Raw genomic sequence first — 14,173 nt, forward strand, 5'->3', positions numbered from 1 at the left:
ATGAGCGAAATACGAATCCAGAACCTGCAGAAGCGCTTTGCCGACTTCACCGCAGTGCGCGGCTCCTCGCTGGTGCTCGAAAGCGGCAAATTCGTCGTGCTACTCGGCCCCTCGGGCTGTGGCAAGACGACCACGCTGCGGATGATCGCCGGCCTGGAGTACCCCACGGGCGGTAGCATCACGCTGGACGACCAGGACGTTACATATCTCAGGCCGCGCGAGCGCGATATTGCGATGGTGTTTCAGTTGTTCGCGCTCTATCCGCACATGGGGGTGCGTGGCAACCTGGAGTTCCCCCTGCGCAATGAGGGCGTGTCGCGCGCCGAGATAGACCGACGCGTGCAGGAGGTCGCCGCCGTCCTGCGTATAGAGCACCTGCTGGGTTCGCGGGTCACCGGTCTGGCCGGTGGTGACCGGCAGCGCGTGGCGCTGGGCCGCGCCATCGTGCGCCAACCCAAGGCCTTTCTGATGGACGAGCCGCTGGGCACGCTGGACGCCGAATTCCGCGAACTGATGTGCGTGGAACTGCGCAGGCTGCACGACCGGCTGAAGACGACCACCGTGTTCGTTACTCATGACCAGAACGAGGCGATGGCGCTGGCCGATCACATCGTGGTGATGAATGAGGGCGAGATCCTCCAGGCCGACGACCCGCATGGCATTTACAGCTTTCCCTCCTGTCTGTTTGTGGCGCGATTCATCGGCCGCCCGCCGATGAACCTGCTCAAAGTCGATGCGCCCGTGGTCCGCGGCGACACCGGTGTGCGGGGGGCGAGCGGAACTATTGATGTACCTACGGTCGAAGCTCCTTCCCCGTCAGTGCTGCTGGGCGTGCGACCCGAACACGTGCGCCTGCAGGCGCCAGGCAAGGGCAGCCTGAGTGGTCGCGTGCAGCATGTCGAGTACTTCGGCTCGCACTGGGTCGCCGAGGTGCAAACCGATGCGGGGCCGCTGAAAGTGCTGGTCGACAAGTCTGTGCGGCCGGTCCTGCAAGAGCAGGTCGGCCTCGCCTTCGACACCCAACGGGTGGTGCTTTTCGACGCGGCCACTGAACGGTTGCTGCCCAGCGCCACCACTATCGCCCACCAACCGAGTATGCGCCATGGCTAGTATTTCCCTACACGGCATCCACAAACATTTCGGCGACATCGCAGCGCTGACCGACCTGCAGCTGGAGATCGCCGACGGCGAATTCTTCGTGCTGCTTGGCCCCAGTGGCGCCGGGAAAACCACGACTCTGCGCATCATCGCCGGGCTGGAGCAACCCGAGACCGGCCTGGTGCGAATGGACGGCGAAGACGTCACCACCGCAGCGCCGGCCCAGCGCGATTGCGCCTTCGTCTTCCAGCAGTATTCGCTGTACCCGCATCTGACAGTGTTCGACAACCTGGCGTTTCCGCTGCGCGCGCCGCTGCGCCGTATTCCCGAGGCGGAAATCCGGCAGCGAGTGGAGCGGGTCGCGGCCACGCTGCACATCGAAAGCAAGCTGCAGCGCAAAGCCACGGCCCTGTCGGGCGGTGAAATGCAGCGCGTAGCCATCGGCCGCGCCTTGGTGCGGGAGCCGCGTGTCTACCTGATGGACGAACCACTGTCTTCGCTGGACGCGAAGCTGCGCGAGGAACTGCGCGTGGAACTCAAGCGCCTGCAACGCCAAAGCGGCACCACCGTGGTCTACGTGACGCACGACCAGGTGGAGGCCACCACGCTGGCCGACCGTATTGCCATCCTGGAAGCCGGACACATCCAGCAGATCGGCACACCCGAGGAGATCTACGAGGCGCCCGTGTCGGTGCAGGTGGCGCAGCGGCTCGGTTCGCCGGCGATCAACGTGCTGCCAGCGGGGTGGTTCGTCGGCCAGCATCCGGCTGCGGCGGCCAGCGTCGGCATTCGGCCCGAGGACGTGGAACTGGCAGGTGAGAACGATGGCTTTGAGTGCACAGTTATCGAGTCCTCCTTGCTCAAGCATCACGTCATCGCCGAGCACGCCGGCGTTGAGGTGCGCGCCCGCCTGATGCAAAGCGCTGCGCCTCCTCCCCAGTCCCGTATCCGCCTGCGTTTTCCGGCTGGCCAGCGCCTGCTGTTCGACCAGGCCGGAAAGCGGCTTGCAGCCTGAGACCCTATTCCTAACGAGACCAACCCCATGAACACTCAAGACATTATCACGGCCGCCCAGGCGGTACATGCCGCCATCCTGACCAACGAGCAGCAGATCGAATCGCTGGATCGTGCCATCGGCGACGGCGACCACTTCATCAACGTACGGCGCGGCTGCGAAGCCATCGCAGCGATCACGCCCGAACTGGTGCCGCTGTCGCCGGCGCAGGCGTTCAATCGCATCGGAATGAAACTGCTTAGCACCATAGGCGGCGCCTCGGGGCCGCTGATCGGCAGCTTCTTCATCTCCATGGGCAAGGAGCTGGAAGGCTCGGTCGAGCCGGATGCGAAGCACTTCGCGCACGCCCTGGCCGCAGGCGTCGAAGCCATCAAGAGCCGCGGCAAAGCCGACCTGGGTGAGAAGACGATGCTGGACGTGCTCATCCCCGCCTCGCGGCTGCTGCTGCGCCTGGCCGACGAGGGATGCGACCTTGACACACTGTGTGCCCGCCTCAAGGAAGAAGCGGAGCTCAACATGCTGGCCACCCGCGACATGATCGCGACCAAAGGCCGGGCCCATTTCCTCGGCGAGCGCGCCCTGGGGCATATCGACCCCGGTGCGAAGACCAGTCAGGTCGCGCTGTTCGCTGTGTGCGACATGCTGACTGTCGGAGCAGCATCGTGAAAAAATTCGTCAACGATGTGGAGCAACTGCTGCAGGAATCGCTGCAAGGACTGGCCGCCGCGCACAGAGACCTGCTGACCCTGCACCTGGATCCAACGTTCGTCACGCGCAAGCAGTTGCCGCAACTCAAGGTGGCCCTGATATCCGGTGGTGGTTCAGGCCACGAGCCGCTTCACTGCGGCTTTATAGGCACAGGCATGCTCGATGCGGCCTGCCCCGGCCAGGTGTTCACCTCGCCGACGCCGGACCAGATGCTGGCCGCCGCAGCGGCGGTGGACCGCGGCAAGGGAGTGCTGTTCATCGTCAAGAACTACGCGGGCGACGTGATGAACTTCCAGATGGCCGCGGAGATGATGCAGCAGCCCTGCGCGACCGTGCTCGTCAACGACGACGTCGCCGTGGAGCGTTCGACCCACGGCACCGGGCGGCGCGGCGTGGCCGGCACGCTGATCGTGGAAAAGCTGGTGGGCGCGGCGGCCGAGGCCGGTGCCAGCCTGGATCAATGCAAGGTGCTGGGAGACCGGGTCAACAGCCGTACCGCGTCGATGGGCGTGGCATTCACCAGCTGTACCGTGCCGGCGGCGGGGCGGGCGACCTTCGATATCGCCGAGGATGAGATGGAATTCGGCGTGGGCATCCATGGGGAGCCCGGGCGCCGGCGCGGGCTGGTGCGCCCTGCGCAGGAACTGGTCAACGAGCTGATGGCAGCCATCCTGGGCGACCTGCAGCCCAAGCCCGGCGCAGAGGTTCTGCTGCACGTCAACGGCTTCGGGGGCACGCCCCTGATCGAGCTGTACCTGCTGTATCACTGCGCGAATCAACTGCTTGAGGGCCAGGGCCTGACGGTGGCAAGGTCGCTCGTCGGCAACTACACGACCGCGCTGGAGATGGCCGGCGCCTCGCTGACCGTCACCCTGTTGGACGAGGAAATGAAATCCCTGTGGGATGCGCCTGTGCACACGGCTGCGCTGCGCTGGTAGGTCGGCCGCCCCGTCCCGGGCCGCCAAAAAAAAGGAGCCTCATCTCAATGAACCGAAGAAAGGCCATTACGCTGGCCTGTACGGCGGCGGCCGGGCTGTCGCGGCCGATCCTGGGCCTCGCGACCGGGAAGCCATCCGCGGATGGCGTTGTGCGGCTGGGCCAGTCGACCGCGCTGAAGGGCGCCAACGGTGCGGTGGGGCGACAGTTCCGCGACGCCGCGTTGGGATGGTTCAATTTGGCCAACAGCCAGGGCGGCGCGGGGGGCTATCGCATCGAACTCATTACGCTCGATGACGGCGGCGTGGTTGAGCGTGCAACCACCAACGCCAAGCTCCTGACCAGCACGCACGGAGTCGCCGGTTTCTTCGGCTTCGCTGGGCCAGGTGCCAACCGCGAAGGAATGCAGGGAGCGATGGAAGAAGGCGTGCCTTTCATCGCGCCGGTCAGCGGCATGGACGTGCTGCGGCAACGCGACAACACCAACGTGTACCTGCTGCGTGCCGGCCACCGCGACGAAATCCGCCAGATTATCCGGCATACCAGTTCCACCGGCATCACACGGGTGGCACTGCTGTTCGAATACGAATCGGCGGGATGGGAGATCAGGGATTCGTTTGTCCAGGCGGCCGATGCTGCCAAGCTCGCCAGCAGCGTTAGCGCCAGCGTTTCCCGGGGCAGCGCCGACGTGGGCCCGGCCGTGGCGGCACTCGTTGCAGCCAATCCCCAAGCCATCATCCTGGCGGCCAACCCGAGCGCCAGTGCGGCTTTCGTGCGGACTGCGCGCAAGGCTGGTTTCGGCGGCAGTTTCTACACCGTGTCCACCGTGGGCGGACAGGTGCTGCTCGATCAGCTGGGTCAGCTCGCAGTCGGAATATCCGTGGCCCAGGTCGTGCCGTTTCCGTGGGGTGGCACCACAGCGATCTCACGCGAGTTCCTGGGCTTTTGCGCCGCCAGTCAGGTCAAGCCCGACTTCGCCAGCATGGAAGGCTACATTGCCGCCCGCTGGCTGACGGAGGCCTTGAAGCGGGCAAAACCCCGTGAGCCGAGCGCCGCGGCTTTGGGCACGGCGTTGGAACAAATGCCGGCCTTGAACTTCAGCGGCTTCCCTTTGGCCTTCAGCAGCGTCACGCGAAGCGCCTCATCGTTTGTGGAGCTGACGGTGGTTTCGAAGCAGCTGAAGTTTTTGAAATAGCGGGATGCGGCGGTTACCCAACCCGGAACTGGTGGGCCACTCGGTTGAAAAAGGTTGACCACGCCCACCCCCGGCTGCAAACCGCATGGGCATAAAGTGGCGTGCCGCTGTGGGCGGCAGGGTAAGGGTTATAAACAAAAGCTGTGCATAACTTTGTTAGCAACAGGCGTTGCAAGTAGGCGTAACCCGCGCCCGTCGTGCCCCGCTACAGTTAGCTGAAAATATAAGCACCAGTTCCCCCTTCGGCGCATTTATACCGGCCGCCCAATCATTAGATTTGTTGGGTATAAGGCAGCCCAGCGCAGTCTTTTTTCTGCCGTACCACCCTAACTCCTAGCGAGGTGACCATCGCAGGCCCTGCTTGTGTACCCGCACCGCTGCGGCATGAATAATCTTCTTGCGGTGTTGAATAAGATGGGCCTACACGTCCGATTGGATTTGCCGCCGAAGCGCCGGTAGGTGCCTGCCGCGTGCAGTAGAACCAAACTGCTGGTTAAGCCAAGCCAGAAATTGAACAGCTTTTGCTAGGGACGCATCTGACGCCAACCGGTTGTTGATGCCACTGTGTTGGGTGATCGAAAAAGTCAATCCATTTGACGCTACTGCGCTGCTTGATGTGGCATCTTGGGCGCATCCATCAATCTCAAACTCGATCAGCGTAATGCTTCGGGCTCGGTTATCGCGGCGTTGTGTTTCACGTCCGGCTTGCTGGCTATCGGTTAGTGCCGTGGCAGTGTTTGATGGTACTTTTTTTAGGTACCACCAAAAGCACCAGCAAAACGGCTGCATACCAGTGCATTTCACTGCGCGGCCTTGGACAATGAAAAACCCGAAATGCCAATAGGCATGCGGGTTTTTGGTCCTTTTTGGATTTTTTTGGATGCTGGGGTGGTACACCAACAGTAACCGCAAATCGGGCTATAGCCCAATAGGCATAAGGGTTTTTGCTAAATTAGTTTAAAAAGTACCAGCAAAAGTACCATCAAAATGCGGGGCTCCCCAAATTTTGCTTTTACCGCTGTTTTTACTGGCTTTAAAGGGCTTAAATGGCACACTTTTACGCCGCCAAACCACAGCCCTAGCGCGCAATATTACTACTTGGCACGCACCCCTAGCTGCGGCGCTTGCCCACACCGCTGGTGCCTTTTACCTCGTCAAATAGGTCAAAAACGGTCATGCCCAGCGCGTTGGCAATGACCTCTACGGCGTTTAGCGTGGGGTTGGCCTGGCCGTTTTCTATGCGACTCAAATAGGTCTGATAGAAGCCGCAGCGCTCACCAAACTCCACCTGGCTTAAGCCTGCCTCCAGGCGCAGCGCACGTACGCAGCTGCCAAAACGTTTTGCCAAGGTGTTTTTCACACCAGGGACTATCGGGTTTATGCTTTTATTCGCATAAACACTAATTCGTATATAATTACCATAATGTGAAATATTGGCTGTTTGGCGCCACCCATGCGCCCAGCTGAACCGATAACCAACGGGAGGACAACATGAAAAACGTAATTGTTTTGGCCGCGCTGTGGGCGGGTGCAAATGCTTTTGCACAACAACCTGATTCGGGCTGCCAAGTAGCGAACGTCTTGTTAGGCGCCTTATTCAACGCGAAGGGCGCTATCCCTTGCGACACGCCAGCACAGGCCGGCCAGCCAAGCCAAGGCACGGCGCAGCAACCAACGCCGTCGGCAAACCAACGTAGGGGGCCAATGAACAATGACCTGGATACACCAGAGAACCTGGCGGCCATTCTCAACAACATACGTAAGCGCTACGAGCAGCTGGACCTAACGAAGCCACATCTGATCGCCAGCGATGAAGCCTGCATGGACGAAATGCAGGCATACCGCGCATACAGCCGTGTCCTTAATTCAGGCTACGACCAATTGCAAGCGAAGTGCCTGCAGCAGAGCCAACCGATCCGCGAAGACTTTGTGCGGCGTAACCGACTGGTAATGCAGCAGCAGAAGGAATTCAGCGATCAGCAAACGGCCGACAACCAAACGCGCCAGAAAAAGAAAGAAGCGGAGGAGCGGGCTGTCGTCGTCGCCGAACTGCGCTCCGGTAAACGCGTCCCTACAAATTGCGCGCAATACATGGTCACACAAGGCCATGACACGCCGGAAGCACTGCTCGCCCCTGTCATGGCTGCGGCGTATCAGTCGCCTAAAGGCATTGGCCAATATTTTGGTGTTGTCGCCCAAATTGATGGAGAAAACATCCTTCTTTCGGGCAAGGTGCCGGCCCTATTTCAACTGGCATTCAGCCCGCCCGACAACACGATCTTGGTCGTCGGAAAGGGGGCTCGTGTTTTTGAGGGCGAGGAAATCAGAGTAGGCGCAATGGTTAAGGGATACGCGACACAGACCAGCACCCGCACTGTCAAGCTGGTAAACGGCAGCAGCAGCACCATCGCCGTGATGCGAGCTATGTGCCTCGCTCCCTTGTCTTGAAAAACCTCCCGGACAAACACATCCGAAATAATCAATCGAAACCATCATGTCTGAAGCCATAAAACGCTGCCCATTTTGTGCGGAAGAAATCCTCGCTGATGCAAAAAAATGCAAGCATTGCGGGTCATTAGTAGATGTTGATAGCCCAGTGCTTGCAGCCGCAAAACCCTTACCGCTGGCCGACTATGGCGTAGCGCTGCTTGCGGCCCCCGTGGTGGCAACGATGCTAATTTGGCTTTGGGTGGGGAATATGAACCTGCTCCAGTCGCCCGGAAGTACGATGACTCTCATACTTGCGGTCGTTATTCTGGTGACCGCCGTAGTTGCCTCAATGGAAGCGGGCAAGGCCGGAATGGCCTCAGACCGGGCCGAGGGAACGTACAGTCCAATTGCTTGGTTTTTTATCATCGCGCTGCTTTGGATTGTGGGATACCCGACTTACCTCTACAAGCGCAAGCATTATGGTTTGGCAAATCTTTCAGTCTGGGGGGCCCTGGTGGCGCTAGTATTTCTAGGAAGCTGGAACATCATGAATTCAGCGGTTGAGGATAAGGAGGCGGAGGTCAGAGGAAAAATAGAGCAAGTACAAAAGAACCTAGAGTCACTCGGAACGTCCGGATTTCAGCTGCCTGATCCATCTCTCAGTCAGACGAATCCACAATCCGAACGCACTCAATCCTCTGAGAAGCCTTTTCTAACCATCTGCGCCCCTAGAGTTATCCCGAACGCGCAGAAGCTTGGCGGAATGTCGGACGCTGAAGCGGTGCAGCATGCCAAGGAAGTGTGTGCGGATGTGGAAGCGACTTATTCTGCATGTATTAAGCAGGGTATCGGTGAAGCTGCTTGTTTAGATAAAGCACTTCCGACTGGAGAATAGCTATCTCTTCCCCAGCGACAGACTCGATCGCATCCCCAAACAGCTGTATAGCCAGTATTTAGCCGCCTCCCCGTGCTAACCCGGCATTACGCAGGGCTCAGCATGCCAGAGATGTGGTTCGCCGCGTCCGTCAGCAATCCCAGACCCTTGGATATGACGGCAGACTCCTTCACCGTCCCGACATGCCAGACGCAACTCAGGCAAGCCGCTATGCCACCGCCGGAACGGACGGGCACGGCGATGGCGGAAAGATGGGTGTCATGGTCGGCGTCGGGGCCGGCATAAAGCGGGTCGCGCACGGCATAGCCACGCGCGCGAACGTCTTCCAGCAGACGGTCCAGCCATTCACGCCGGCGCGCCATCGGGCCGCCAGGGCGAATCAGCTGCCCGAGCAATTCCTTGCGTTCGCTGGCCGGGCAAAAAGCCAGGTAAGCACGACCCATGGCTGAGCCGAGCATGTCGGGTTGGGCGCCAATGACCGAGCGCTTCCAGTTCTCGCCAAACAGGGACCGATTGCTCTGGACGACCAGCATTCGCGTGCCGGAACGAACCCCAAGATCCGACGGCCAGGGCATTTTCTTTTTCAGGTCACGAAGCACGGAAGTTGCCGCGTCCTCCAGACGAACGCGCGGGACGCTCTCCGTGGACGGTGCCTCCTGCTGTTCTCTTGGCATGTACAGGTTGTCGCCCATGCGGCGGTGAATCCATCCGGACTCCTCCAGGGTCCTGAGGATGCGCAGTAACGAAGGCTTGGGGATGGCCGTCATGTCATGCAACTGGCCCAGGGCGAGTCCATGGCCCTGCCTGATCAGACCAAGCACTTCAAGTCCACGTCGCAAGGCTGCAATCGATTTGACTTGCGGGAGGTTCGGTGCAAGGAGTGGATTTTTATTCCGTTTCACTGAGTGAAACTATAACTTGCTCGCTGCTTCGCGTGAAGCCTATTCTTCGATCAACACAAGCGGCCCGTCGCCGCAGGAGAACGAAATGGTAGAAGGAATTCGCGTCACGATGCTGGGCACCGGCGCCGCCTTGGCGGACCCATGCCGCGGGCATTCGTCCATTCTGGTCACGGTGCGGGACCGCCACTACTTGCTGGACATCGGTCATGGCGCCACCCGCCAGATGGTGAAAGCCAATGTAGACCCGGCACTGGTGAACCACGTGTTCATCAGCCATCTGCACTTCGACCACATGGAGGATTCGGCCTACTTCCTGATTGCCTCCTGGATGGCCAACAGAAAAGTCAAGCCTGAGATCTACGGCCCGCCAGGGACCCAGGACTTCATTGACCATCTGCTGGAAAACGGTGCCTACAAGCTCGACATTGCCGCGCGGGCGCAATACAAGCAGCGCGCCGATTCAATGGAGATGATCCGTCCGCACGTCGTCGAATTCTCGACGGGTCTCATTTTTGACGATGGTTTGGTGAAAATTTACGCCGACTACGTTGACCACATTGCGCCGGAAATCCTGCATTGCTTCGGGTTTCGGCTGGAAGCACTTGGCAAGTCGATCGCCTTTTCGGGCGACACCAAGCCATGTGACACGATGCGGCGGTTCGCGAAAAACTGTGACCTGCTCATTCACGAGTGCACATTCCCGGAAGAGGCCCTTGAATTCAGGCGCAACACGCAGATCGGCACCTCAGACCACACCAGCCCCCTCGAGCTTGGAAGGCTCGCGGCGGAGGCCAACGCGAAGATGGTGGTTGCAACACATTTTGGCCACTTTGACACCACCAACCCGGTCCTCAAAGGCTATCTGGCGCACCACATGCCAATCGACATGGTGGGGCCGGAATTCATGGAAAGCGTTGTGCGCGACATCCGCAAGAGCTACACCGGTCCGCTGCAGTTGGCTCATGACCTGATGCGTATCGACCTTTAAGCCAGGAGTAATGACATGCCTCAGTCCCTGCTTTTCAAACTGACAGCCTTTGTGCTGGCTGCGCTGGCTTGTGGGGCGGTACCTGCCCAGACCAACTGGCCGCAAAGGCCAATCAAGGTCGTCGTGGCCTATCCGGCCGGTAGTATGGGCGACAACGTGATCCGCGTCCTCACCGAAGATTTACGCCGTCGTCTGGGGCAACCCATCGTGATTGACAATCGCGCGGGGGCCGGTGGAAATATTGGCGCAAGCACGGTCGCCCAGGCGAGCCCGGACGGCTACACGCTACTGCTCGCGGCGGCGAATAACTTCGCCAGCAATCAGTTTCTTTACAAGGACATGGGGTTCGATCCGCTAAAAGCCTTTCAGCCTGTCTCTGTCCTAGTAGACGTACCTTCGGTGGTGTTCATCAACGCCTCTTTGCCAGTAAAAAACTTTGTGGAATTTGCCAGCTATGCGAAGGCCAATGTCGGCAAACTTAACTACGGTTCACCGGGGCCAGGAACGCCACCGCACCTGGCGGCCGAGTTGATCAATCAAAACGCAAAATTAGGGCTCACCCACGTGCCATACAAGGGCTCGCCCTTTGCCGTCACTGCCTTGCTGTCCAATGAGGTACAGATGATGTTGGCTGGATCGGGTGTTGGTTCTCCGCACGTCAGGACTGGGAAACTGCGCGCCATCGCGGTCGGAGGACCCGCGCGGATTGCAGAATTTCCCGAGGTGCCAACATTGAATGAGCTGGGATTAAGTAATGTCAAGGCCAGCACCTGGTGGGGCATTGCGGCACCCAAGGGAACCCCGCCTGACGTGATCGAAAAACTCAACCGGTCCTTTAACGAAGCACTGGCCAACCCGGTACTTCAACGACAGCTGCATGACCTGGGGGCATTGCCCTTGCGAGGAACTGCCGCGGACATGGAAAAATTGGTGTCGGAGGACAGCCGGTACTGGCAACGGGCGATTAGCCAGATGGGTATCAAGGTGGATTGAGTCTGGAATATTCATGACCATCCTTGAATCCGAATCGTGTACCGTCGACATTGACGGTGTGTGACTCCATGTGCAGCTCAGCGGCCCGCCTGATGCGGCGGTCAGAGCAGGTTTAGCGCCATCACCTCGTAGCCGCTAGCTCCAGGTAGCTCGCAAGACGCTGAGGCTCAATTGCTACCCGTAAGGCATGGCACGAGACGACTAGGAAAGTGCGCGGGGTTGGGCTCGTGCTCGCTGTAACGGGGGATTGTGGTCGAGTGTGTTGATGCATTAACCGGGTACGCATACCTACTCCCGGGAATGGGGTGTTTTGGTAAGTAGGGAAACGAGCGGGATGTGGGTGCGCCTAGGGCGCCGTGGCAACGTCGCGCGCGGCCGCGGTAGAGTACATCTCGCTGGTGCCAATTTTGCCATTTGAGGGCGTTTTGTAGTTACCATCAAAACGGCTGCATACCAGTGTATTTCACTGCACGACCTTGGACAATGAAAAACCCGCAATGCCAATAGGCATGCGGGTTTTTGGCTTTTTTTGGATGTTGGGGTGGTACACCACATTGATTCAGCAAGGCCTAGTCATGGCTCACTGTCGAAGCTTTCCACCGACGCCTACGATGGATAGATCGACGTAGCTTGACCCGGTGTGGATGCCGGGTTGGTAGGAGATGATGTAGTCACCGAGATCAAGCCGTTCTAGGCTGTCTAGCGCGCGAACAAAGCTTGCGCGCGTCGGGTTTGCGCCTGCGCGACGCATGGCTTCCACCAACACCCGCGCGGCGATGTAGCCCTCGAACATGGCATGACTCATCGGTCGCTGTGCCATCCGCTGCTCGAGCGGAATGAATCCACCTTCAAGCTTGGCTTTGCTTCCGCCCGCTTCAGCTTGATATGCCTGCTGAAAATCGCGTGTTAGTCGAATGGTTGGTTTGCTCGGGCTTGGCGTCACCTGCGCAATCGAGATGCCTGCAAGCTCAGTTTCACCGATGCGCTGCCCAAGCTGCTCAATATCGAGGTCTGCAGTTGCAAATAACTGCGCGGTCCCGCCAGCAGCACGGTAGCGTTCCACGAACGGGCCGCCAGAGGACTCTACCTGCAAGAGTATGGCTTGCGGCTGCGCAACTAGCAACATTCGAACATTTTTCGTCACTTGATCTGGTGAGGGGGTCTGCATTGCAGCGGCGACCACGTTCAAGCCACGCTTTGCGACGCTGTCGCGTACGAATTGCAGCACACTTGCTGCCTGAGGTCCGCTTTCGTATAAAAGTCCTAATCGCTGAATTCCCAGGGTTGCGAGGTGTTGGACAATTTTGTCGAGCTGCTCTGGCAAGCCTGCGCGTACGCTGTAGACAAAGGTGCGGTTCTTGGGGACTTGCGCGCCGCGGAAACCTACAAGCGGAATTTTTTCCTGCTCCAGCAGGCCACTAGCTAGCAGGGTCGACATATTGGCTGCGCCGAAATATCCAGTTAATGCAATCGGACGCTGCTCAGCCACCAATTGTTGCGTCACCAACAATGCCTGCTCCCGGTTTCCTGCATCGTCACGTGATACTAGAGTTAGTGTGTTGCCGGCGATGCCTCCTGCCGCATTCACTTGGTTGAAATACAACTGAACCCCGACGGCGTACGCGCGTCCCTGATTGGCCTCTGTTCCAGCGAGAGGGCCTACTTGACCGAATATGATTTCCGCAGCTGATGTTGGCGAGCTGATCATTAGTGCGAGTATTAGCGACGTCAGTGATCGCTTTGCTATGGATGGCAATGATTTCAGCATAGTGGTTCCTGCGATGTCTTCGCGACATGTTTTTTCATCTTGAAAGTGGCCAGTCGACTATTTGGCAAGCCAACCCGCAGTCTTAGCCGGGCAGGGCGGACACGTCCGCCCTGTCGGTATTTACTTGCCTACCCAGTTAGTGAATCGCTGGAGCAGTTCTGTCTCATGGTCGAGCCAGAAGCCGGTGTCTAGCAACACCGCGCTCTTGAGATGTTCAGGGGTAGTCGGCAGCAGGGCCTGGGTCGCCGTGGAGATCATTGGAATGGCGCGCTTGTTCAGCGTTCCATAGGGAATTGCCTGGGCAAATGCTGCTTGGTTGTCCGCGGCTAGCGAAAAGTTGAGCAAGTCCAGCGCCTGAGCCTTGTTGGGCGTGCCCTTGATCACCGTCCAATAGTCCATGCTGTACAACTGATTGGTCCACACGATAGGGAAAATCTTGCCTTGTTTTGCTGCGACGGCGATGCGACCGCTGTAAGCCGCTGTTACTGAGACCGCGCCTGAGTTCAGCCATTCCAGCGGTTGTGCACCGGTCTCCCACCACACGATGGAATCCTTTAGTTTGTCGAGTTTGGCGAATGCACGGTCCTGCCCTTTTTTGCTGGCGAGTACCTTATAAATATCCGACACGGGGACACCATCGGCCAGCAGTGCGATTTCCAACGTCATCCGCGGCTGCTTGCGTAGACCACGTTTGCCTGGCCACTTTTTTGTGTCCCAAAACTCCGCCCAGTTTTTGGGACCATTGGTGCCGAACTTCGTGGTGTCATAGGTCAACACTTCTGACCAAATGAATGCGCCTACGCCGCATTTTGCAAACGCCGATGCGTCGACGTCCTTCGCATTCGTGAACAGTGCTTTGTCGATGCGTTCGAGCAGGCCTTGCTCGCAAGCGGCGGTCATCTCGTTTTCATCCATCTGTACAAGGTCCCAGGTGACGTTCCCGCTTTCCACCATGGCTTTTTGCTTGGCAATGCCGCCTTCATAGGAGTCTTCGACGATTTTGCTGCCTTTGGCTTTCGCGTATGGCGTGAAGTAGGCGGTTCTGAACGCTTCTTGGAGCGCGCCGCCGAAGCCTACGACCGTGAGGTCTCGGGCGACGACATTTCCGGAGGCGAAGGCGGCCAGGGTGGCCAATACGGCTAAGACGCCGTAGCGAGGAGAGGAGGTGAGTGGCATGTGAAATCCCTTGGGTAATGTCAAACATGTAAACTAGCCTATCTAGAATACATGATATATCCTATACTC

General features: G+C 58.9%; 13 protein-coding genes. 9 read left to right on the forward strand and 4 right to left on the reverse strand.

What is annotated here, in order from left to right:
• From AC1DUR_RS16325 to AC1DUR_RS16345, 5 genes are read left to right on the forward strand one after another with little or no spacing between them, the layout of a single operon-like run.
• The gene (locus tag AC1DUR_RS16325) at positions 1-1,110 is read left to right on the forward strand and encodes an ABC transporter ATP-binding protein (RefSeq protein ID WP_477719765.1); all 1,110 of its coding nucleotides are present in this window, start codon (positions 1-3) and stop codon (positions 1,108-1,110) included.
• A complete protein-coding gene (locus AC1DUR_RS16330; RefSeq protein WP_477719766.1) occupies positions 1,103-2,113 on the forward strand; it encodes an ABC transporter ATP-binding protein in 1,011 nt (336 codons plus the stop codon). Before AC1DUR_RS16325 ends, AC1DUR_RS16330 begins: the two co-directional genes overlap by 8 nt.
• Positions 2,114-2,140: 27 nt before the next feature.
• Entirely contained in the window at positions 2,141-2,779 is a 639-nt protein-coding gene (gene dhaL / locus AC1DUR_RS16335) for a dihydroxyacetone kinase subunit DhaL (protein WP_477719767.1), read from the forward strand.
• Entirely contained in the window at positions 2,776-3,759 is a 984-nt protein-coding gene (gene dhaK, locus AC1DUR_RS16340; RefSeq protein ID WP_477719768.1) for a dihydroxyacetone kinase subunit DhaK, read from the forward strand. Before dhaL ends, dhaK begins: the two co-directional genes overlap by 4 nt.
• 47 nt (positions 3,760-3,806) lie before the next feature.
• Positions 3,807-4,952 carry an ABC transporter substrate-binding protein gene (locus tag AC1DUR_RS16345; RefSeq protein ID WP_477719769.1) on the forward strand — a complete coding sequence of 382 codons (1,146 nt, stop codon included), beginning with the start codon at positions 3,807-3,809 and terminating at the stop codon, positions 4,950-4,952.
• A gap of 1,111 nt (positions 4,953-6,063) precedes the next feature.
• Here the strand turns inward: AC1DUR_RS16345 and AC1DUR_RS16350 are convergent.
• Positions 6,064-6,300 carry a helix-turn-helix domain-containing protein gene (locus AC1DUR_RS16350; RefSeq protein WP_477719770.1) on the reverse strand — a complete coding sequence of 79 codons (237 nt, stop codon included), beginning with the start codon at positions 6,298-6,300 and terminating at the stop codon, positions 6,064-6,066.
• A 143-nt stretch (positions 6,301-6,443) separates the two neighbouring features.
• On the opposite strand from AC1DUR_RS16350, the gene AC1DUR_RS16355 reads away from it, so the two are divergent.
• Positions 6,444-7,400: a hypothetical protein gene (locus AC1DUR_RS16355; RefSeq protein WP_477719771.1), complete on the forward strand. Its 957-nt coding sequence runs from the start codon at positions 6,444-6,446 to the stop codon at positions 7,398-7,400.
• Between the two features lie 46 nt (positions 7,401-7,446).
• Positions 7,447-8,277 carry a hypothetical protein gene (locus AC1DUR_RS16360; RefSeq protein ID WP_477719772.1) on the forward strand — a complete coding sequence of 277 codons (831 nt, stop codon included), beginning with the start codon at positions 7,447-7,449 and terminating at the stop codon, positions 8,275-8,277.
• An 86-nt stretch (positions 8,278-8,363) separates the two neighbouring features.
• Here the strand turns inward: AC1DUR_RS16360 and AC1DUR_RS16365 are convergent, their stop codons facing one another.
• Positions 8,364-9,179, reverse strand: a complete 816-nt coding sequence (locus tag AC1DUR_RS16365; RefSeq protein ID WP_477719773.1) for an IclR family transcriptional regulator domain-containing protein — start codon at positions 9,177-9,179, stop codon at positions 8,364-8,366.
• Positions 9,180-9,264: 85 nt separating this feature from the next.
• Between AC1DUR_RS16365 and AC1DUR_RS16370 the strand changes: the two genes are divergently transcribed.
• Positions 9,265-10,167 carry an MBL fold metallo-hydrolase gene (locus AC1DUR_RS16370; RefSeq protein ID WP_477721759.1) on the forward strand — a complete coding sequence of 301 codons (903 nt, stop codon included), beginning with the start codon at positions 9,265-9,267 and terminating at the stop codon, positions 10,165-10,167.
• 15 nt (positions 10,168-10,182) lie between these two features.
• Positions 10,183-11,160: a Bug family tripartite tricarboxylate transporter substrate binding protein gene (locus tag AC1DUR_RS16375; protein ID WP_477719775.1), complete on the forward strand. Its 978-nt coding sequence runs from the start codon at positions 10,183-10,185 to the stop codon at positions 11,158-11,160.
• A gap of 580 nt (positions 11,161-11,740) precedes the next feature.
• On the opposite strand, the gene AC1DUR_RS16380 is transcribed toward AC1DUR_RS16375, so the two are convergent.
• Both AC1DUR_RS16380 and AC1DUR_RS16385 read right to left on the reverse strand, forming a co-directional pair.
• Positions 11,741-12,928, reverse strand: a complete 1,188-nt coding sequence (locus AC1DUR_RS16380) for an ABC transporter substrate-binding protein (RefSeq protein ID WP_477719776.1) — start codon at positions 12,926-12,928, stop codon at positions 11,741-11,743.
• 120 nt (positions 12,929-13,048) lie between these two features.
• Positions 13,049-14,104: an ABC transporter substrate-binding protein gene (locus AC1DUR_RS16385; protein ID WP_477719777.1), complete on the reverse strand. Its 1,056-nt coding sequence runs from the start codon at positions 14,102-14,104 to the stop codon at positions 13,049-13,051.
• Positions 14,105-14,173 lie beyond the last annotated feature (69 nt).

Source organism: Polaromonas sp. P4_F4, from assembly GCF_056401355.1.